The 21,018-nt window shown below is 44.1% G+C and carries 18 protein-coding genes and 2 tRNA genes; 18 read left to right on the forward strand and 2 right to left on the reverse strand.

Features of this window, described 5'->3' with window-relative positions:
- Positions 1 to 107: 107 nt before the first annotated feature.
- Complete coding sequence (locus tag BCU75_RS22545) at positions 108 to 1,154, reverse strand: porin (RefSeq protein WP_076678213.1); 1,047 nt, start codon at positions 1,152 to 1,154, stop codon at positions 108 to 110.
- 515 nt (positions 1,155 to 1,669) lie between these two features.
- On the opposite strand from BCU75_RS22545, the gene greA reads away from it, so the two are divergent.
- Positions 1,670 to 2,143 (forward strand): transcription elongation factor GreA, encoded by a 474-nt coding sequence (gene greA, locus BCU75_RS22550; RefSeq protein WP_065205118.1) that lies wholly within the window; start codon positions 1,670 to 1,672, stop codon positions 2,141 to 2,143.
- A gap of 125 nt (positions 2,144 to 2,268) precedes the next feature.
- Here greA and yhbY read toward each other — a convergent pair whose 3' ends face one another.
- On the reverse strand, positions 2,269 to 2,565 hold the full coding sequence (gene yhbY, locus BCU75_RS22555; protein WP_004734509.1) for a ribosome assembly RNA-binding protein YhbY: 297 nt from the start codon (positions 2,563 to 2,565) through the stop codon (positions 2,269 to 2,271).
- A 114-nt stretch (positions 2,566 to 2,679) separates the two neighbouring features.
- Here yhbY and rlmE point away from each other — a divergent pair, with 114 nt between their 5' ends.
- The 17 genes from rlmE to BCU75_RS22645 all read left to right on the forward strand — a co-directional run bounded on the left by rlmE (position 2,680) and on the right by BCU75_RS22645 (position 21,018).
- The gene (gene rlmE / locus BCU75_RS22560) at positions 2,680 to 3,309 is read left to right on the forward strand and encodes a 23S rRNA (uridine(2552)-2'-O)-methyltransferase RlmE (protein WP_009847548.1); all 630 of its coding nucleotides are present in this window, start codon (positions 2,680 to 2,682) and stop codon (positions 3,307 to 3,309) included.
- 107 nt (positions 3,310 to 3,416) lie between these two features.
- Positions 3,417 to 5,393: an ATP-dependent zinc metalloprotease FtsH gene (gene ftsH, locus BCU75_RS22565; RefSeq protein ID WP_102475158.1), complete on the forward strand. Its 1,977-nt coding sequence runs from the start codon at positions 3,417 to 3,419 to the stop codon at positions 5,391 to 5,393.
- A 90-nt stretch (positions 5,394 to 5,483) separates the two neighbouring features.
- A complete protein-coding gene (folP, locus tag BCU75_RS22570) occupies positions 5,484 to 6,314 on the forward strand; it encodes a dihydropteroate synthase (protein ID WP_076678211.1) in 831 nt (276 codons plus the stop codon).
- Between the two features lie 21 nt (positions 6,315 to 6,335).
- Positions 6,336 to 7,676 carry a phosphoglucosamine mutase gene (gene glmM, locus BCU75_RS22575; protein ID WP_102464777.1) on the forward strand — a complete coding sequence of 447 codons (1,341 nt, stop codon included), beginning with the start codon at positions 6,336 to 6,338 and terminating at the stop codon, positions 7,674 to 7,676.
- A gap of 293 nt (positions 7,677 to 7,969) precedes the next feature.
- Complete coding sequence (secG, locus tag BCU75_RS22585) at positions 7,970 to 8,302, forward strand: preprotein translocase subunit SecG (RefSeq protein WP_004734504.1); 333 nt, start codon at positions 7,970 to 7,972, stop codon at positions 8,300 to 8,302.
- Positions 8,303 to 8,318: 16 nt separating this feature from the next.
- Positions 8,319 to 8,403, forward strand: a tRNA-Leu gene (locus BCU75_RS22590).
- A 53-nt stretch (positions 8,404 to 8,456) separates the two neighbouring features.
- Positions 8,457 to 8,533, forward strand: a tRNA-Met gene (locus BCU75_RS22595).
- Positions 8,534 to 8,770: 237 nt separating this feature from the next.
- Positions 8,771 to 9,226, forward strand: coding sequence for a ribosome maturation factor RimP (gene rimP, locus BCU75_RS22600; RefSeq protein ID WP_004734501.1), 456 nt, complete (start codon positions 8,771 to 8,773; stop codon positions 9,224 to 9,226).
- A 35-nt stretch (positions 9,227 to 9,261) separates the two neighbouring features.
- Positions 9,262 to 10,749, forward strand: a complete 1,488-nt coding sequence (gene nusA, locus BCU75_RS22605; RefSeq protein ID WP_102475159.1) for a transcription termination factor NusA — start codon at positions 9,262 to 9,264, stop codon at positions 10,747 to 10,749.
- Between the two features lie 22 nt (positions 10,750 to 10,771).
- Positions 10,772 to 13,462 (forward strand): translation initiation factor IF-2, encoded by a 2,691-nt coding sequence (gene infB, locus BCU75_RS22610; RefSeq protein WP_076678208.1) that lies wholly within the window; start codon positions 10,772 to 10,774, stop codon positions 13,460 to 13,462.
- A 134-nt stretch (positions 13,463 to 13,596) separates the two neighbouring features.
- Complete coding sequence (rbfA, locus tag BCU75_RS22615; RefSeq protein WP_004734495.1) at positions 13,597 to 14,010, forward strand: 30S ribosome-binding factor RbfA; 414 nt, start codon at positions 13,597 to 13,599, stop codon at positions 14,008 to 14,010.
- Positions 14,010 to 14,963: a tRNA pseudouridine(55) synthase TruB gene (truB, locus tag BCU75_RS22620; protein ID WP_076678207.1), complete on the forward strand. Its 954-nt coding sequence runs from the start codon at positions 14,010 to 14,012 to the stop codon at positions 14,961 to 14,963. Before rbfA ends, truB begins: the two co-directional genes overlap by 1 nt.
- A gap of 219 nt (positions 14,964 to 15,182) precedes the next feature.
- Positions 15,183 to 15,452 (forward strand): 30S ribosomal protein S15, encoded by a 270-nt coding sequence (rpsO, locus tag BCU75_RS22625; protein WP_004734493.1) that lies wholly within the window; start codon positions 15,183 to 15,185, stop codon positions 15,450 to 15,452.
- Between the two features lie 379 nt (positions 15,453 to 15,831).
- Complete coding sequence (pnp, locus tag BCU75_RS22630; RefSeq protein ID WP_076678206.1) at positions 15,832 to 17,952, forward strand: polyribonucleotide nucleotidyltransferase; 2,121 nt, start codon at positions 15,832 to 15,834, stop codon at positions 17,950 to 17,952.
- A gap of 124 nt (positions 17,953 to 18,076) precedes the next feature.
- A complete protein-coding gene (gene nlpI, locus BCU75_RS22635) occupies positions 18,077 to 19,015 on the forward strand; it encodes a lipoprotein NlpI (RefSeq protein WP_016767301.1) in 939 nt (312 codons plus the stop codon).
- A gap of 168 nt (positions 19,016 to 19,183) precedes the next feature.
- Positions 19,184 to 19,591, forward strand: coding sequence for a MarR family winged helix-turn-helix transcriptional regulator (locus BCU75_RS22640; RefSeq protein WP_004734490.1), 408 nt, complete (start codon positions 19,184 to 19,186; stop codon positions 19,589 to 19,591).
- An 89-nt stretch (positions 19,592 to 19,680) separates the two neighbouring features.
- Entirely contained in the window at positions 19,681 to 21,018 is a 1,338-nt protein-coding gene (locus tag BCU75_RS22645) for an MATE family efflux transporter (protein ID WP_102475160.1), read from the forward strand.

Below are 21,018 nucleotides of genomic sequence, written 5' to 3' on the forward strand. Positions count from 1 at the left end.
ATTTTCTTGGATGGCTGATGTTTTCAGTATACAGATATAAAAAACGCCCGCTAGATAGCGGGCGTTTTGATTCTCAATTAACTAATTAAACAATTAGATAATCAGAATTAGAAGTCGTAACGCATACCTAGAGCTAGCTCATCCTCAGCTTGAGCTGAAGTTGCTGGAAGGTTTCCGCCAGCTGTACCGAATTGGTCACCTTTAGAGATTAGGTTGAAGTTGTACGATACGTAGCCGCGGAAGTTAGGCTTGAAGTAGTACGTTGCGTCGATTGCGATGTTGTCTGCAGACGTTTCGTTGTTAGTTTCCGCGTTGTTGTACGTAGTTGTGAATACAGTTTGACCTAGAGTGTAAGCACCTGCTAGTTCGTAACCTGTGTAGTCGCCATCGTTTTTAGCAACTTGACCATCTGTGAATACACCAGCGAAGTATAGGTCGCCCATAGTGTAAGAACCAGAAAGCATGTATTCGTCTTGAGCTTCGTCACCAGAGTATTGGCTAGCGTAACCAGCACCTAGCTTAACGCCAGTTTCACCGATTGCGTAGATACCTGATAGAGAGTAACCATCAGCGCTGTTGTCGCTGTAAGAAGCAACAGCATCGCCTTCGCCAGCTGGAGTACCGTCAGCTTTTAGTTCTGTACGGTCAGCAAAACGGTAGCTTGCTTTAACGCTTAGGTCTTGGAATTGACCTTTGTAAGAAAGCATGTTGTCAGCACGGTCAGCAGCATTGATTTTCATTGCCGCAGAGTTACCGTGGTAAGCCATGATATCGGTAAAGTCAGTGATTACGCCAAGAGCGCCGTCGTTTTTACCGTAAGTTACTTCACCGAATGTACCGCCAAGTCCAGCGTAAGCGTAACGGTTAGTTAGGCTATCGCTGTTTTTGTCTGTACCTTCGCCGTTTTCAGCTGTAGTGAATTCACCTTCGTAGAAACCAACGCCGTAAAGGCCGTCTTGGATTTCAACTTGACCTAGGAAGTTAAGACGGATACGAGAGTTATCTTGTACGTTGCCATCTTTCATAGATAGGCGAGCTTCAGCACGGCCGCCCATGTCTAGAGAAGTGCCGTCTTGGTTGTATAGCTCTGAAGCGTTAGCGCCAGTAGCAAGAGCTGCAGCAGATACAGCAAGCGCGATCATAGTCTTGTTCATGTTATTAATTCCTAATTACTGTCCATAAAGGTATTTATCAAGGATTTGAATCCTTTTTGTGTATTGCTCGTATTAATCAAGCTTCATAATCATGCTTAGAACAAAAGCGTGAAACTTGCCAGAGCAATCCGTGGGGTACTTTTTAACCCTAAAGTTCCACCATCAGGTAGTAAAATGATATCAATAAAAATTATGCACACTGTTTTATTGAGTTTGTCGATATCTAAATTGTTGATTTTATGTGGTTTTTATAAAAGTGTGATCTGTGTTTATTTGGTTTATTTTTGTTTTTTTTAGATATTTCATCGCCAACTTATTGATGGTGAGGTTATTATTCATTTTTGTGATGTCTGTAATTTAGACCTAGATAAAGCTTTTATAACGCAAAGTGGAATAAAGGTGATTTAGCCATAAAGTTTGTTTACACTAAGCCAAATCGTTTTGTTTCTATCACCCAATAAGTATGTTGGGTGGATTTATGTTGGCCAAAGAAAGCTTTGGCATAGAGGTAAAAAATGGAAAAGGTTCCAATGACAGTACGTGGCGCTCAGCAGCTACGTGACGAATTAGATCGCCTACTTAAGCTACGTCCTATTATTTCAGCAGCTATTGGTGAAGCACGTGAACTAGGTGACTTGAAAGAGAATGCAGAGTACCACGCCGCTCGTGAAGAGCAGGGTATCTGTGAAGCTCAAATTCGAGATATCGAATACAAGCTATCGTTAGCTCAGATCATCGATGTGACGCAGATGGACAATACGGGTAAGATTATCTTTGGTACGACAGTAACTCTGATCGACGTAGATACGGATGAAGAGTTCCGCTACCAAATCGTTTCTGAAGATGAAGCTGAAATCAAAACAGGCCGCATTTCGGTGAAATCACCAATTGCACGTGGTCTTATCGGTAAGATGGAAGGCGACGAAGTACTGATCTCTACCCCTGGTGGTGACAAGGACTTCGAAATCGACAAAGTAGAATATATCTAATTGAATTTTCTTTGTTTCTGATAAGTAAAAAGGTCGCTAATGCGACCTTTTTCGTTTCTCACGCTACACTAAAAGATAAGCACAGTTGCTTTCTTATTGTGGAGCTAGCTTGATGTCAAACTAGCTTATTTACGTGGAATCTCGATTTTACGTGCTTCCGACTGACGGAACAGTACTAGAACTTTACCGATAGTCTGTACTTTTTCAGCTTTAGATTCGCGTACAATTGCATCGATAATCAGTTGCTTAGTCTCACGGTCTTCTGATGCAACTTTAATCTTGATCAGTTCGTGGTGGTCTAGAGCTAATTCGATTTCCGCTAGAACAGCTTCAGTAAGTCCATTTGCGCCCATTAGCACTACAGGTTTTAAACTGTGAGCTAGGCCCTTTAGATGCTGCTTTTGTTTGGTACTTAGGTTCATTACGCGGCCAATTTTATTTAGTATTAGGGTTGAAAAAACCTATTTTAACGCCATCTAAAGCTGAAGACTATAATTTATTCAGCAATTAGTACTTTCCTCCAATTTAGGTATCCAATGAGTAAACAGAAACACTCGGCCAGTTCAGGCCGTTGGTTGAAGGAACACTTCGACGACAAGTATGCAAACGAAGCAAGAAAAAAGGGCTATCGTTCGCGTGCTTATTTCAAAATGGAAGAGATTCAAACGAAAGACAAATTGCTGACTCCAGGGATGACCATTGTGGATTTGGGTGCAGCGCCTGGCGGTTGGTCTCAATATGCTGCTAAGATTATCGGAGACAACGGTCAAATCATTGCTTGTGACTTGTTACCTATGGATCCGATTGCTGGAGTGAGCTTTTTACAAGGCGATTTCCGAGAAGAAGCTGTGCTAGATGCCTTGTTGGAACGTATACAACCAAACATGGTTGATGTGGTGATGTCTGATATGGCACCTAATATAGCAGGCAACAATTCTGTGGATCAGCCAAGAGCTATGTATTTAGTTGAATTAGCTTTGGATATGTGTCGACAAGTTCTAGCTACCAATGGTAGTTTTGTTGTAAAAGTATTCCAAGGCGAAGGGTTTGACCAATATGTTAAGGACGTCCGTGAGATGTTTAAAACAGTCAAAGTTAGAAAACCCGACTCTTCTCGAGCTCGCTCTCGTGAAGTGTTTATCGTAGCAACTGGTTACAAAGGTTAACGATTCTCTTCCAAGAGTGAGAGTTAACAACATGGCTACAGGTTACAAACTGTAGTACCCTACCTTTAATTACAATTAGTTATCGAGAGGCTTACACCTTGAGTGACATGGCAAAAAATTTAATTCTGTGGCTTGTTATCGCGGTAGTGTTGATGTCGGTATTCCAGAGCTTCGGCCCTGGGGAAAGTAACGGCAGAGCACTAGATTACACCACGTTTGTACAGGAAGTTGGCCAAGGCCAGATTCAAGACGCACAGTTCAATAACAGCGAAATCACTTTCACACGTCGTGGTGGTGGTTCTAAGTATGTAACTTACATGCCTGTTTATGATCAAAAGCTACTTGATGACTTAATTAATCAAAACGTAAAAGTTCAGGGTACACCACCTGAAGAGCAGAGCCTGCTTGGCACTATCTTCATCTCATGGTTCCCAATGATCTTACTGATTGGTGTGTGGATTTTCTTCATGCGTCAAATGCAAGGCGGCGGCGGCGGTAAAGGCGCGATGTCTTTTGGTAAGAGCAAAGCTCGAATGATGAGTGAAGAACAAATCAAAACGATGTTTGCTGATGTTGCTGGTTGTGACGAAGCAAAAGAAGACGTGAAAGAGCTTGTAGATTACCTTCGTGACCCAAGCCGTTTCCAAAAGCTGGGTGGTAAGATCCCGACAGGTATCCTGTTGGTCGGTCCTCCTGGTACTGGTAAGACATTGCTTGCAAAAGCAATTGCTGGTGAAGCGAAAGTACCGTTCTTTACTATCTCAGGTTCTGATTTCGTTGAAATGTTTGTTGGTGTTGGTGCATCTCGTGTGCGTGACATGTTCGAGCAAGCGAAGAAAGCAGCACCTTGTATCATCTTTATCGATGAAATCGATGCTGTAGGTCGTCAACGTGGCGCTGGTGTTGGTGGTGGTCACGATGAACGTGAACAAACACTTAACCAAATGCTGGTTGAGATGGATGGTTTCGAAGGTAACGAAGGTATTATTGTTATCGCTGCTACTAACCGTCCAGACGTACTAGACCCTGCATTACTTCGTCCTGGTCGTTTTGACCGTCAAGTTGTGGTAGGTCTACCTGATGTACGTGGTCGTGAACAGATTCTTAAAGTACACATGCGTAAAGTGCCACTATCAGGTGATGTTGAACCATCTCTGATTGCTCGTGGTACTCCAGGTTTCTCTGGTGCAGATCTTGCGAACCTTGTGAACGAAGCAGCACTATTTGCAGCTCGTGGTAACAAGCGCAATGTATCGATGGTTGAGTTTGAACTTGCGAAAGATAAGATCATGATGGGTGCAGAGCGCCGTTCAATGGTGATGTCTGAAGAAGTGAAAGAGTCAACGGCTTATCACGAAGCAGGCCACGCAATTGTTGGTCGTTTGGTACCTGAACACGATCCAGTGTACAAAGTATCAATCATCCCACGTGGTCGTGCACTTGGTGTTACTATGTATCTACCAGAGCAAGATCGCGTAAGCATGTCTCGCCAACATCTAGAGTCAATGATTTCTAGCTTGTATGGTGGTCGTCTTGCTGAAGAGCTTATCTACGGCAAAGACAAAGTTTCGACTGGTGCGTCTAACGATATCGAACGTGCAACTGATATTGCTCGCAAGATGGTAACGCAGTGGGGCTTCTCTGAAAAACTAGGTCCTCTTCTATATGCTGAAGAAGAAGGCGAAGTTTTCCTAGGTCGTGGCATGAGCCAAGCGAAACATGTTTCTGATGATACAACTCGACTTATCGATGAAGAAATTCGTATTCTTATCGACCGTAACTATGCTCGTGCGAAGCAGATTCTTGAAGAGAACATGGATCTCATGCACTCGATGAAAGATGCGCTGATGAAGTTTGAAACGATTGATGCTGGTCAGATTGATGACTTGATGGAACGTAAAGACGAGATTCGCGAGCCTGCTGGTTGGGGTGATCAAGCAAAAGCAGAACCTGCAAAGGAAGAAGCCAAGCCTGAAGCTGAAGTTAAATCTGAAGAACAAGCTAAAGCCGAACCAGAAGCTGAAGAGTCGAAAGTTGAAGAAGTTAAATCTGAATCAGATGATGCTCAAAACAAAGATTCTTAATCGCTAAGCTATAAATTAAAACCCTGAGTACGCTCAGGGTTTTTCTGTTTATAGCCCAAGGTGTTTTTTACTCTTTAAGACCTGCCTTTCATGATATTAAAAGCAAATAATAAAACGCTCGTTTTAGACCGCCCACATGTAATGGGTATCCTCAATGTCACGCCTGATTCTTTCTCTGATGGCGGAAAATTCAACTCATTAGGCAATGCATTGCTGCAAGCTGAACGAATGATTCAAGTCGGCGTTAGCATTATTGATATTGGTGGTGAATCGACTCGTCCTGGCGCTCCTGAGGTTTCTTTAGAAGAAGAGTTAGCTCGAGTTATTCCTGCAATTAAAGCGATTCGTGCCAAGTTTGATGTTTGGATCTCTATTGATACCAGTAAAGCAGAAGTGATGCGCCAAGCTGTTGAAGCAGGTGCTGATTTGATCAATGATGTACGCGCTTTACAAGAGCCAGGTGCCCTACAAGCAGCCGCTGAGGCTAATGTTCCTGTTTGTTTGATGCACATGAAAGGTCAACCAAGAACCATGCAAGCTAGCCCAACTTACGATGATGTTCTAACGGATGTTGAAGCATTCCTGCAAGAAAGAGTGGAAGCTTGTGAGGCTGTAGGTATCTCAAAAGATCAGCTGATTCTGGACCCTGGTTTTGGTTTTGGTAAAACCATTGAACACAATTACCACCTATTAGCGCACCTTGAAAAATTTCATACGCTTGGGTTGCCTATCTTGGCGGGGATGTCGAGAAAATCGATGATCTTTAAGCTACTGAATAAGGCTCCGGCAGATTGCATGGTAGCCAGTGTAACTTGCGCTACTATCGCAGCAATGAAAGGTGCACAAATTATTCGCGTTCACGATGTTGAAGATACATTGGAAGCGATGAAGATAATCGAAGTGATGAATAACAATCACTAATAATAATTAAGGAAAATCAATATGTCTGATAAAAGACGTTACTTCGGCACAGATGGTGTACGTGGCAAAGTTGGCCAGTACCCGATTACACCTGATTTTGTTCTGAAGCTTGGCTGGGCTGCAGGTCGTGTTCTTGCAAAGCAGGGCACAAAGAAAGTGATTATAGGTAAAGATACTCGTATCTCTGGCTACATGCTTGAGTCTGCGTTAGAAGCTGGCCTTGCTGCTGCTGGTCTTCAGGCTACGTTTACAGGCCCAATGCCAACACCTGCAGTTGCTTACCTAACTCAAACTTTCCGTGCTGAAGCGGGGATTGTTATCTCTGCATCGCATAATCCATATTATGACAATGGCATTAAGTTCTTCTCTTCTGAAGGTACTAAATTGTCGGATGATATTGAGTTGGCTATCGAAGCTGAACTAGATAAAGATATCGAGTGCGTGGAATCTTCTGTATTGGGTAAAGCTGTACGCTTAAATGATGCAGCAGGCCGTTATATTGAATTTTGTAAAAGCACATTTCCACACAAAATGACGTTAGCAGGAATGAAAATTGTGGTGGATTGCGCACATGGTGCGACTTACCACATTGCGCCAGCTGTGTTTAAAGAGTTGGGTGCTGAAGTGATTGCAATGGGTGTTGAGCCAAATGGTACTAACATCAACCACGAAGTGGGTGCGACGGATGTGCGAGCTCTGCAAGCTAAAGTACTTGAAGAAAAAGCGGCGTTAGGCCTAGGTTTTGATGGTGACGGTGACCGTATCATCATGGTTGATGAGCTAGGTAATAAGGTTGATGGTGACCAAATCGCTTACATCATAGCTCGTGATGCATTGCGTCGTGGTGAGTTGAAAGGCGGTGTTGTTGGTACGCTAATGACGAACCTTGGTATGGAAAATGGCCTTAAGCAATTAGGTATTCCATTTGTACGTGCTGCTGTTGGTGACCGTTACGTTATGGAGCAACTTCTTGCTAAAGGCTGGAAAATCGGTGCTGAAAATTCGGGTCACGTTATCCTATTAGATAAAGTTACGACTGGTGATGCAATTGTTGCCGCACTTCAGGTTCTAGCTTCAGTAGTCGATAGCGAAATGACTCTTAATGAACTTTCTCAAGGTATGACGTTATATCCTCAAGTTCTAGAAAACGTTCGTTTCAGTGGTGATTCAAACCCATTAGAAGCAGAAGCGGTGAAAGCGGCGGTTGTAGAAGTAGAAGCTGAACTTGGCGAGAAAGGTCGTGTGCTATTACGTAAGTCTGGCACTGAGCCATTGCTGCGTGTCATGGTCGAAGGCGAAGATGCTGAGCTTGTTCAAGCGTCAGCGCTTAAGATCGCAGATGCAGTAAAAGCAAACTGCTAATTTAACCTATTACTTAACAGGCGTACGAATAGGGCCTGTGATTAGAAGTGATTGAGTTAGATAACGATCAAGAGATATAACGGTCAAAAGAGACGTAAATGAGTTTTGTGTCGCTTTTGACCTTTTTTTAACCATTCGCTTGGTAAAGGCTTATTTTTTAGCAAATTCCCCTTGTCAGCCATCGTCGCATTCGCTAGTATTGCTCGGCCTTCAGTTAGGAGGTCGCTAGCCTTGTTCTTAAAAATAGTTTTTTGAACGGCGCTGGCTCAACAATTAGGAACATAGGTGGAAAAATGTTTACAGTTCTACTTGTGATTTACCTGTTGGCAGCGCTTGGTGTAATTGGCCTAGTGTTGATTCAACAAGGTAAAGGCGCAGATATGGGAGCCTCATTCGGTGCTGGCGCTTCAAACACTGTGTTTGGTGCTGGTGGCTCAGGAAATTTCCTTACCCGAATGACTGCAGTTTTTGCAACTACATTTTTTATCCTTAGCTTAGTGCTTGGTAATATGTCTACACATAAAACTGAGTCACAATGGATTGACCCGACTCAAGGTCAGGTAATTCAGCAAGCTGAAGATGCAGTGAGTGAAGTTCCGACGCAAGGCGACGAGATTCCACAATAAGCTGCAAAGATTTGATGCCGAGATGGTGAAATTGGTAGACACGCTAGCATGAGGTGCTAGTGCCTTAGGGTGTGAGGGTTCGAGTCCCTCTCTCGGCACCATGTTTACAAACTTGTAAAACATCTTGTTGGGCGTATAATGCTCACAAGTCGGACGCGGGATGGAGCAGTTTGGTAGCTCGTCGGGCTCATAACCCGAAGGTCGTCGGTTCAAATCCGGCTCCCGCAACCAATTTCAATGCTATTATATAGCTTGTATTGGTAGCAAGTTTGCACAGTGTGAACCTCACTGTGAGTTAAGTGTGATATCGAATATGATGACACTTAACATATAAGGGTCCAGCAACAAAAACCCCGGCTTATACGGGGTTTTTTGTTATCTAAGCATTTGTAAATGCCTTTAGATGATAATGTTTGCTTGGAATTTAAATTGGGCTTTGAGCCCTTTTTTTGTTTCTGGAGTGGTTAAATGACTGGTTTAGAAAGACAACTTACTGAAATGCTTGACGCTCCAGTAGCAGCATCAGGTTATGAGTTAGTTGGATTAGAATTTATTCGTGCTGGTGAGCACTCAACGCTACGTATTTACATCGATTCACCAAATGGTATCAATGTAGATGATTGCTCTGAGGTTAGTCACCAAGTAAGTGCCGTAATGGACGTTGAAGATCCAATTTCAGTGGCTTATAACCTTGAAGTGTCTTCACCAGGTTTAGAGAGACCACTGTTCAAAGCAGAGCATTACCAACAATTTATTGGTCACGAGGTAAGCATCGTTTTGAAAATGGCTGTCGGCAACCGTCGTAAATGGAAAGGTGATATCCAATCTATCGAAGGCGAGACAGTGAAAGTATTGGTTGAAGGACAAGAAGAAGAATTCGTCCTGAGCAATATTGCGAAAGCTAACCTGATCCCTAAATTTTAGTTCTCCTAGAGAGAAGAGCTTAAGAGGCTAGATTAATGAACAAAGAAATTTTGGCGGTAGTAGAAGCTGTTTCAAATGAGAAAGCAGTTCCTCGTGAGCGTATTTTTGAAGCGCTTGAAATCGCGCTTGCAACGGCAACAAAAAAGAAAAGCGAATTAGAAATTGAAGTTCGTGTAGAAATTGACCGTAAAACGGGTAATTTCGAAACTTTCCGCCGTTGGGAAGCTGTTGAGGAAGTTGAATTCCCAACAAAAGAAATCTCTATTGAAGCTGCAAAGTACGATGACCCAGAGATCGAACTTGGCGGTTTCATTGAAGATGATATCGAATCAGTAACGTTTGACCGTATTACGACTCAAACGGCTAAGCAAGTTATCGTACAGAAAGTACGTGAAGCTGAGCGCGCTCAGATCGTTGAACAGTTTATTGACAACGAAGGCGAGCTTGTAACTGGCGCAGTTAAGAAAGTTAACCGTGATACAGTTATTCTAGACCTAGGTAGTAATGCTGAAGCGGTAATCCTTCGTGATGACCAACTTCCTCGTGAAAACTTCCGTCCAGGTGACCGTGTTCGTGGTCTTCTTTACGCAGTTAAACCAGAAGCTCGCGGTTTCCAGCTTTTTGTTACTCGTTCTAAGCCAGAAATGCTAGCTGAACTATTCCGCGTTGAAGTGCCTGAGATTGGTGAAGAGCTAATTGAACTTAAAGGTGCTGCACGTGACGCTGGTTCTCGTGCTAAAATCGCTGTGAAAACAAACGACAAACGTATTGACCCTGTTGGTGCGTGTGTTGGTATGCGTGGTGCACGTGTACAAGCTGTTTCTAATGATCTTGGCGGTGAGCGTATCGATATCGTTCTTTGGGACGATAACCCAGCTCAGTTCGTTATTAACGCAATGGCGCCTGCTGATGTTGCTTCAATCATCGTTGATGAAGATGCACACTCTATGGATATCGCTGTTGAAGCCGATAACCTGGCACAAGCGATTGGCCGTAGCGGTCAAAACGTACGTCTAGCTTCTCAACTAACTGGTTGGGAACTGAATGTAATGACTGTTGCTGATCTAGAGAAGAAGCACCAAGAAGAAGCTGTTGCTTCTATTGAAAACTTCATGAAGCATCTAGACATTGAAGAAGACTTTGCTCAAATGCTTGTTGAAGAAGGCTTCTCTACACTTGAAGAAGTTGCATACGTTCCTGTGAACGAACTTCTTGAAGTAGACGGTTTAGACGAAGGTATCGTTGAAGAACTGCGTAACCGCGCAAAAGACGCACTGACTACTCTAGCGCTAGCGAAAGAAGAGACTTTCGACGGTGTTGAGCCTGCTGAAGACTTACTTGCACTTGAAGGTCTTGAGCGTGAAATGGCTTACAAGCTAGCAGCAAAAGGCGTTGCGACATTGGAAGACCTAGCTGACCAAGGCGTTGATGAACTAGAAGGCATCGAAGACCTAACTGCAGAGCGAGCAGGCGAGCTGATTATGGCTGCGCGTAACATCTGTTGGTTCGGCGACGAAGAATAATTCAGCAAGGAGAGAAAGCGGTATGACACAATTAACAGTTAAAGCACTGAGTGAAGAGATTGGTACGCCAGTTGACCGCTTAATTGAACAACTTGCTGATGCAGGCATGAAGAAAGCAGGGTCGGATCAAGTGACTGATTCAGAGAAGCAAACATTGCTAACGCACCTTAAAAAGGAGCATGGCGATACTTCAGGCGAAACAGAACCGACTCGTTTAACTCTTCAACGCAAGACCCGCAGCACGCTAAGTGTTGCCGCTGGAGGCGGTAAGAGTAAGGATGTTCAAGTAGAGGTACGTAAAAAACGTACTTACGTGAAGCGCAGCACTATTGAAGATGAAGCGAAACGTGAAGCTGAGGAAGTAGCTAATCGTGAAGCGGAAGAGAAAGCACAACGCGATGCTGAAGAGCAAGCGAAACGTGATGCTGCAGAGAAAGCACAGCGCGAAGCCGAAGAAAAAGTAACACGTGAAGCGGATGCAAAACGTGATTCTGAAGAGAAGGCTCAACGCGCACAAGCTGAAAAGGCTAAAAAAGACATGAATTCAAAAAATGCAGACGCTAACGCACAAGCGAAAAAAGAAGCGGATGAACTTAAAACTCGTCAAGAGCAAGAAGCAACTCGTAAAGCCGAAGCTGAAGCAGCTAAGCTTGTTGAAGAAGCTCGTAAGTTAGCAGAAGAGAACCAAGAACGTTGGTCTGAAGAAGAGAAGAAGAAGAAAGAGCAAGAGAAATCTGCGGATTACCATGTGACTACTTCTACTTATGCTCGTGAAGCAGAAGATGCGGCTGATAAAAAAGACGAAAAAGCACCTCGTCGTCGCAAGAAGAAACCTGCTCCTGCAGCTCAGCCTGGCAACAACCGTGGTGGTCGTAACCAACGTGGTCGTGGCGGTAAAGGTAAGCTTGCTAAACCAACTTCAATGCAGCAAGGCTTCGATAAGTCAGCAACTGTTGCTAAATCTGATGTTGCTATCGGCGAAACTATCGTTGTTTCTGAACTGGCTAGCAAAATGTCAGTTAAAGCAACTGAAGTTATCAAAGTAATGATGAAGATGGGCGCTATGGCGACTATCAACCAAGTGATCGACCAAGAAACAGCACAACTTGTTGCTGAAGAAATGGGCCACAAGGTTATCCTACGTAAAGAAAACGAATTAGAAGAAGCAGTGCTAGCTGACCGTGATAACGATGCTATCGCAGAAGGTCGTGCTCCTGTTGTTACTATCATGGGTCACGTTGACCACGGTAAAACTTCTACACTTGATTACATTCGTAAAGCACACGTTGCTTCTGGCGAAGCTGGCGGTATCACACAGCACATTGGTGCTTACCACGTAGATACTGACAACGGCATGATCACGTTCCTTGATACTCCTGGACACGCGGCGTTTACCGCTATGCGTGCTCGTGGTGCTCAAGCGACAGATATCGTTGTACTTGTTGTTGCAGCTGATGATGGCGTAATGCCACAAACAATCGAAGCAATCCAGCACGCGAAAGCGGCAGGCGTTCCTCTGATTGTTGCTGTGAACAAGATCGACAAAGAGGGTGCAAACCCAGACAACGTTAAGAATGAGCTAGCTCAATACGACGTTATCCCTGAAGAATGGGGCGGTGAGAACATCTTCGTTCACATCTCTGCAAAACAGGGTACAAACATCGATGGTCTTCTAGAAGCTATCCTTCTTCAGTCTGAAGTTCTTGAACTTACAGCGGTTAAAGAAGGTATGGCATCTGGTGTTGTTGTTGAATCTCGTCTTGATAAAGGTCGTGGTCCAGTTGCAACAGTACTAGTACAGTCTGGTACTCTAAACAAAGGCGATATCGTTCTTTGTGGTCAAGAGTACGGCCGTGTTCGTGCAATGCGCGATGAAAACGGTAAAGACATCGAAACTGCAGGTCCATCTATCCCTGTAGAAATTCTAGGTCTTTCTGGCGTTCCTGCTTCAGGTGATGAAGCAACGGTTGTACGTGATGAGCGTAAAGCGCGTGAAGTTGCGAACTACCGTCAAGGTAAATTCCGTGATGTTAAACTAGCTCGCCAACAAAAAGCGAAACTAGAGAACATGTTCGCGAACATGACGGCTGGTGAAGTTGCTGAACTTAACGTTGTACTTAAAGCTGACGTTCAAGGTTCTGTAGAAGCGATTGCAGACTCTCTACTGAAACTGTCGACTGACGAAGTTAAAGTGAACATCGTAGGTTCTGGTGTTGGTGGTATTACGGAAACTGATGCAACTCTTGCAGCGGCTTCTAACGCTATCATCCTTGGTTTCAACGTTCGTGCTGACGCAACTGCGCGTGGTACTGTTCAGAATGAAAACCTAGATCTACGTTACTACTCAATCATTTACCAACTGATCGACGAAGTGAAACAGGCGATGGGCGGTATGCTTGCTCCTGAATTCCGTCAAGAGATCATTGGTCTTGCTCAAGTTCGTGACGTATTTAAGTCGCCTAAACTTGGTGCAATCGCTGGTTGTATCGTTACTGAAGGTACGATTAAGCGTAGCAGCCCAATCCGCGTACTTCGCGAAAACGTTGTTATCTACGAAGGTGAACTAGAGTCACTTCGTCGCTTTAAAGATGACGTTCAAGAAGTTAAAAATGGTTACGAGTGTGGTATCGGCGTTAAGAACTACAACGACGTTCGCGTTGGTGACCAGATCGAAGTATTCGAAATTGTTGAAGTTAAACGTACTCTAGACTAACCAGTCAGTACGACTCGACATATTGACTAAGGTTACTAACATTACCTGTAAAGGTAATAAGTAATCGGTTGTTGAATACACCATGGGGGGCTGGTAATTACCAAGCCCCCCATCTTTCTAAGTGAGAAAAGAAAATGTCAAAAGAATTTAGCCGCACACAACGTGTGTCTCAGCAGCTTCAAAAAGAGCTCGCACTTATCCTCCAGCGTGAAGTTCGTGACTCACGTATTGGTATGGTAACTATTTCAGATGTAGAAGTGTCTCGTGACCTTGCTTACGCAAAAGTTTTCGTGACTTTCCTATGTATCGGTGAGCAAACTCCTGAATCATGCCTTGCTGCTCTTAAAGAGCATGAAGTGCCAGTTCGTATGGCTCTTGGTAAGCGTATTCGCCACCGTCTAACACCTGAAGTTCGTTTTACTTACGACAACACATTGGTAGAAGGCATGCGTATGTCTAACCTAGTAAGTGAAGTACTGAACGATGACAAGCGTAAGCAAGAAGAATCTGGCCGCACTGACGAAACTCAGTCTAAGGATGAAGAGTAATGGCTCGCCGTCGTAAAGGTCGCCCTATAAACGGGGTAATTCTGTTAGATAAGCCAACAGGCATTTCATCTAATGATGCACTGCAAAAAGTAAAGCGTATTTACTTTGCAGAGAAGGCAGGGCACACCGGTGCTCTGGATCCTCTTGCGACTGGCATGCTGCCAATTTGTCTTGGTGAAGCAACGAAGTTCTCTCAGTTTCTTCTAGATTCTGATAAGCGCTACGTAGTTATCGCTAAGCTTGGTGAGCGTACCAACACCTCAGACTCTGATGGTGAAGTGGTTGAAACACGTGAAATCAACGTGACTCAAGAGCAACTTGAACGCTGCATTGCAAGCTTCAAAGGCGAAACTGACCAGATTCCATCAATGTTCTCAGCATTGAAGTATCAAGGTAAACCTTTGTATGAATACGCACGAGCAGGTATCGAGGTGCCTCGTGAGTCTCGTAAGATCACTGTGTATTCTATTGAGCTACTTCGCTTTGAAGGTGATGAAGTTGAGATGGAAGTGCATTGTTCTAAAGGTACTTACATCCGCACAATTACCGACGATCTTGGTGAAATGCTAGGTTGTGGTGCTCACGTGACAATGCTTCGTCGTACTGGTGTTGCAAAGTACCCGTATGAACGCATGGTTACCTTAGAACAGTTGAACGAAATTCTAGAGCAAGCACAAGCGCAAGAAATTGCACCTAAAGAGTTGCTTGATCCATTGCTGATGCCAATGGACACTGCCGTAGAAGACTTACCAGAAGTTAATTTGAACGCGGAACTGACTGATCTTGTTCAGCACGGTATGCCAGTTCAGGTTTCTGGTGCACCAACTGAAGGCACGGTTCGTATGACAAGTGGCGAAGATAAGCTGTTTGTTGGCGTTGCTCAGATTGCTGAAGATGGTCGAGTTGCACCTAAGCGCTTGGTGGTTTTCAGAGATGAAGAGCCACAAGCGTAGCGTTTAAATCGAGTCAGAATATTAGTCGTTCTTCCTTAAGTACGAATAATTGATATAGAAAGCGAGCCCTTAATTTTAATGGTTCGCTTTTTTCGTTTTTCATCGGTTCGATTGTTATTGCACCAGCTCATAAACTTCCCTATAATCCTCGGCTCGCGTAGCGGCTGAATCAGAGATTGGCTGCTACAAATATAAACTTACTCTTATCAGGAGAGATTTATGTCTCTGAATGCAGAAACTAAAGCAGCAATCGTTGCAGAATACGCACAATCTGAAGGCGACACAGGTTCACCAGAAGTACAAGTAGCACTACTTACTGCTTCTATCAACCACCTACAAGGTCACTTCAAAGCGCACAAACACGATCACCACAGCCGTCGTGGTCTATTACGTATGGTTTCTAGCCGTCGTAAGCTTCTTGATTACTTGAAAGGCAAAAACCTTACTCGTTACCAAGACCTAATCAAGCGTCTAGGCCTACGTCGCTAATAGCGATGTCTGCAAAGACAGTTTGAAGAAAAGGAGCATTTATGCTCCTTTTTTTGTGTCTATAAGAAAATGTTTGGCCGGTTGCACAGAATATCATTTGGCTTTTTCTGATAGGAAATATCTCTCCTAATAAAAATAGTTTATACTACGCCCGCCTATGCGTTTTCAACGCTGGGCAATCAACCTCTCAAGACGTTACAGTCACAGATGTCGGCCAATAGGTCGCGACTATTCAAAGGCGGATTTGGTCTTAATTCGGCGTATGAACTCATACAAAGAAGCATCATTCCCGAGTCTCTTTTCACTAGTCGCGATTGGTAATATCTTGAGTCAATCTTCACTTAATCTAAAGTCATGACTTTAGAGCTAAGGATATACAATGTTTGAAAAACCAGTTGTAAAATCGTTCCAGTACGGTAACCACACCGTAACTCTAGAAACGGGCGTAATGGCACGTCAAGCTACTGCTGCTGTAATGGCGACTATGGACGATACATCAGTATTCGTTTCTGTTGTTGCTAAAAAAGAAGCTGTTGCGGGTCAAGATTTCTTCCCTCTAACAGTTAACTACCAAGAGCGTACATACGCTGCGGGTAAAATCCCTGGTGGTTTCTTCAAGCGTGAAGGTCGTCCTTCTGAAGGCGAAACGCTAACAGCTCGTCTGATTGACCGTCCAATTCGCCCACTTTTCCCAAGTGCGTTTAAAAACGAAGTTCAAGTTATCGCTACGGTTGTTTCTATCAACCCTGACGTAAACCCAGACATGATCACTATGATCGCAACGTCTGCTGCACTTGCTATCTCTGGTGCACCATTCAATGGTCCTATCGGTGCTGCACGTGTTGGTCACATCGACGGCGAACTTGTTCTTAACCCATCAAATACTGAGCTTGAAAATTCTAAACTAGACCTAGTTGTGTCTGGTACAGAAGGCGCAGTACTTATGGTTGAATCTGAAGCAGATAACCTATCTGAAGAAGAAATGCTTTCAGCTGTTGTTTACGGTCACGACCAGCAACAAGTTGTAATCAAAGCGATCAACGAATTTGCAGCTGAAGTTGCAACTCCATCTTGGAACTGGGAAGCACCAGTAGTTAACACTGAGCTTAAAGCTCGTGTTGCTGAATTGGCTGAAACTCGTCTATCTGACGCGTACCAGATCACTGAGAAAATGGCTCGTTACGAGCAAGTTGGCGCAATCAAAACTGAAGCGGTTGCTGCTCTTCTAGCTCAAGACGAAAACTTAGATGAGCGCGAAATCCGCGGCATGCTTGGTTCTCTAGAGAAAAACGTAGTACGTAGCCGCATCATTGCTGGCAACCCACGTATCGATGGCCGTGAAAAAGACATGGTTCGTGCGCTAGACGTACGTACTGGTGTTCTTCCACGTACACACGGTTCTTCTCTATTCACTCGTGGTGAAACTCAAGCTCTTGTTACTGCAACACTTGGTACACAACGTGATGCACAAATCATCGACAGCCTAATGGGTGAGAAGAAAGACAACTTCCTTCTACACTACAACTTCCCTCCATACTGTGTAGGTGAGACTGGTTTCGTTGGTTCTCCTAAGCGTCGTGAAATTGGTCACGGTAAGCTTGCTAAACGTGGTATCCAAGCAGTAATGCCTTCTGTTGATGAATTCCCATATACAGTTCGTGTTGTATCGGAAATCACTGAATCTAACGGTTCTTCTTCAATGGCTTCTGTATGTGGTACATCTCTAGCACTTATGGATGCTGGTGTTCCAATCAAAGCTTCTGTTGCGGGTATCGCAATGGGTCTTGTTAAAGAAGGCGACGATTTCGTTGTTCTTTCTGACATCCTTGGCGACGAAGATCACCTAGGTGACATGGACTTTAAAGTAGCAGGTACTAACGCTGGTATCACTGCACTTCAAATGGACATCAAGATCGAAGGCATCACTAAAGAGATCATGCAAATTGCTCTTAACCAAGCGCAAGGTGCACGTAAGCACATTCTTTCTGTAATGGATGAAGCTATCTCTGGTGCTCGTGAAGACATCTCTGAATTCGCTCCACGTATCCACACAATGAAAATCAGCTCTGATAAGATCAAAGATGTTATCGGTAAAGGCGGCGCAGTTATCCGTGCTCTTTGTGAAGAAACAGGTACTACAATCGAAATCGAAGACGATGGCACAATCAAGATTGCTGCTACTGAAGGCGCAGCTGCTCAAGAAGCTATCCGTCGTATCGAAGAGATCACTGCTGAAGTTGAAGTTGGCCGCATTTACCAAGGTAAAGTTGCTCGTCTAGCTGACTTCGGTGCATTCGTTACTATCCTTCCTGGTAAAGATGGTCTAGTACACATCTCTCAAATCGCTGACAAGCGTGTTGAGAAAGTGTCTGACTACCTAACTGAAGGTCAAGAAGTTCCTGTTAAGGTTCTTGAAATTGACCGTCAAGGCCGTGTACGTCTAAGCATGAAAGAAGCTGTTGAAACGCCAGCTGAAGGCGAAGCACCTGCTGCTGAGTAATTCTTAGCCTATTAATGGGACTATCGCTTTTTAGTGATTTCTAACCCATTGGTAAAAAAGCATGTTATAAAGGGGAGCATATCGCTCCCCTTTTTTATTGCGGTCATAACAGGAGTAATTATTTGTGAAATGGTTTCAAACCGCGAGTATGTGTTTACTGCTTGTACTAACTGGTTGTGCGACAACATCAGATAACACCTCACGTTGGGTTTATCCACCAATGGCTGTGCCGCTTCAACCAAGTGTCCAGCAAGAAGTGCAAATAGCGCGTCTTAGTCAGTTATTACAGCGCCCAGACTTGAACGATGAAGTTCGAGCTAAAATGTTGTTCGAGCGTGGTAACTACTACGACAGCGTTGGCCTGCGTGATTTAGCACGTCTTGATTTCAATCAGTCTCTTTCATTGAACCCCGCTCAACCTGATATCTTCAACCTTTTGGGTGTTTACTTTACGCAAGTAGGGGAGTTTGATGCCGCTTATGAATCTTTTGATTCTACGTTAGAGCTTGATCCTGCAAACTCATATGCAGAAAGGAATCGCTCTATCGCTCTCTACTATGGTGAGCGCTATGACTTAGCTAACGAAGAGATGATGAAGCACTACGCCGATGATCCTAGCGATCCGTTTCGCGCTCTGTGGCTTTACATCATTCAGCATGAACTCACGCCAGAACAAGCAAAGCTTGATCTTCAAAAGCGTTACGAGAGCCGTGACGAACAGTGGGGCTGGGTATTAGTTGCGATCATGCTTGACGATATTACCGAAGAGCAGGCATTCAAAGCTATTCTAACGGGGACTCGTGACAATACGCTCCTAGCTCAACGTCTGACGGAAACGTATTTCTACCTTGCTAAGCGCCACCACATGAATGGTGATTACGCGAATGCGATCTCTTTGTACAAGTTAGCGGTTTCTTTTAACGTGTATGAATACGTAGAACACCGTTACTCTTTCTTAGAGTTAAGTCGCATCTTTAGCACGCTTAAAGCCGAACATCTGGCACAGTCTAAATTAGCAGCCGCTAAACTGGCAGAAGCTGAAGAAGAAGCCAAAGCTAAGTAAACGACATATTATAAACTTAAGAAACCGCTGCCTGTCAGCGGTTTTTTTATGGCCTTTTTTATGCTTCTTTTTTATAAACGGAGGTCTCGTTTCTGATTGCTTTTTATTTAAACAACACTAAAATAGTTAGCCTTGCTAACTAAATGTCAATTCTGTGGTTGGAAATCTATGCTGGACCAAAATCTAGAAAAAATTGAACGCTTTGCTTCTAAGATATGGCGAACTCAAGTTAATGAAGATCCTATCTGCCAGCTGAGCTTCAATGAGTACGATTATTTGAAGGTCATTCAAGCATCGTTAGAGCCTATTCGGCTAACAGACCTTGCTATTGAGATGCAGGTGACAAAACCTTCTGCGACGACTATGGTTCAAAGGCTAGAAAGAAAAGGTCTAGTTGAGCGCAAGGCGTCTCTTGAAGATGCGAGATCTAAGCTGGTGATTTTGACCCAAAAGGCTGAAGTCGGTTTGGAAGAAGAAAGTAAAATCTATCAGGTCATGGCACAGATACTGGAAAGCCGTTTGTCTGAGCAAGAATCTCACCAGCTTAACCTATTGTTAAACAAAGCTTTGAAGTAAATAATTTAGATATTTAGTTAGCCTTGTTAACTAGTTTTACGAGTCATATCCCATTGATATGCGACTCACTGAAGAAAGTAGAGTAAGAAATGAGTAACTCAATTAGTCGTCAATTCTGGCGATACACAATTCCTACCGTAGCGGCCATGTTAGTTAATGGCCTTTACCAAGTGGTGGATGGTATTTTCATTGGCCGTTATGTAGGGGCCGATGGGCTTGCGGGCATTAACGTCGCGTGGCCTGTTATTGGGTCGATCCTCGGTATTGGTATGCTTGTGGGAGTGGGGACGGGTGCGCTTGTCTCGATTCGCCAAGGCGAAAAAGACACCAAAGGCGCTAAGCAGATCTTAGCAACCGGTCTAACATTGTTGTTGGCGATAACGCCCATCGTTTCTGGATTGTTGTTTCTGTTTGCTGATAACTTCTTGCTTTGGCAGGGTGCTGAAGGGCGAGTGTATGAACTTGGCCTGCAATACTTACATATTCTGATTGGTGCTAGTGTCTTCACTTTAGGCTCTATCGCGATGCCGTTTTTACTGCGTAATGATGACAGTCCTAACTTGGCCACCATCCTGATGATTGTCGGTGCGGTGATTAATATTGTATTGGATTACCTATTTATCGCGCAGTTTGGTTGGGAGTTGAAGGGGGCTGCATTGGCAACCGCAATGGCTCAGTTTGTGGTAACAGGTTTGGGGTTGGCTTACTTTTTCTCACGTCGAGCAAACTTATGCTTACGTTGGAATGAACTGAGACTAAAGTTATCGGTGATTCCTGAAATCTTCGCCATTGGTACCTCGAGCTTCTTTATGTACGCTTACGGTTCGATGATGGTGGCACTGCACAATGCCTTGTTCTCTCAATATGGCGACCAGCTGATGATTGGTGCATACGCTATTTTGGGCTACATAGTGACGGTTTATTACCTCACGGCAGAAGGGATCGCCAACGGCATGCAGCCATTAGTGAGCTACAACCATGGTGCGCGTAATCAAGCAAACATTCGTAAGCTACTTAAGATTGCGATGGTGAGTTCGGTATTGATCGGTGTCGCGTTTGTATTGCTGCTGAACGCATTCCCACGTGAGTTCGTTTCTGTGTTTAGTTCGGATGAACCACAGTTAGTCGAGTACACAGTGTTGGGTATCCGATTGCACATGTTTGCACTGGCGCTTGATGGCTTCTTAGTGGTAGCGGGTGCTTACTATCAGGCAGTGAACAAAGGCAGCAAAGCGATGTTTGTGACGATAGGCAATATGCTTATCCAATTACCCTTCTTGTACATCATGCCTAAATTGTACGGTGTGCCGGGGATTTGGATTGCCTACCCACTGTCTAACATCGCGCTCAGCGTCGTAGTTATGATTATGCTCTATAAAGACGTAAAGAAGCTCGACGATGCGCCGCTAGAAACAGCGACAGCATAG

Source organism: Vibrio splendidus (assembly GCF_002873455.1).
Classification (GTDB): domain Bacteria; phylum Pseudomonadota; class Gammaproteobacteria; order Enterobacterales; family Vibrionaceae; genus Vibrio; species Vibrio splendidus_J.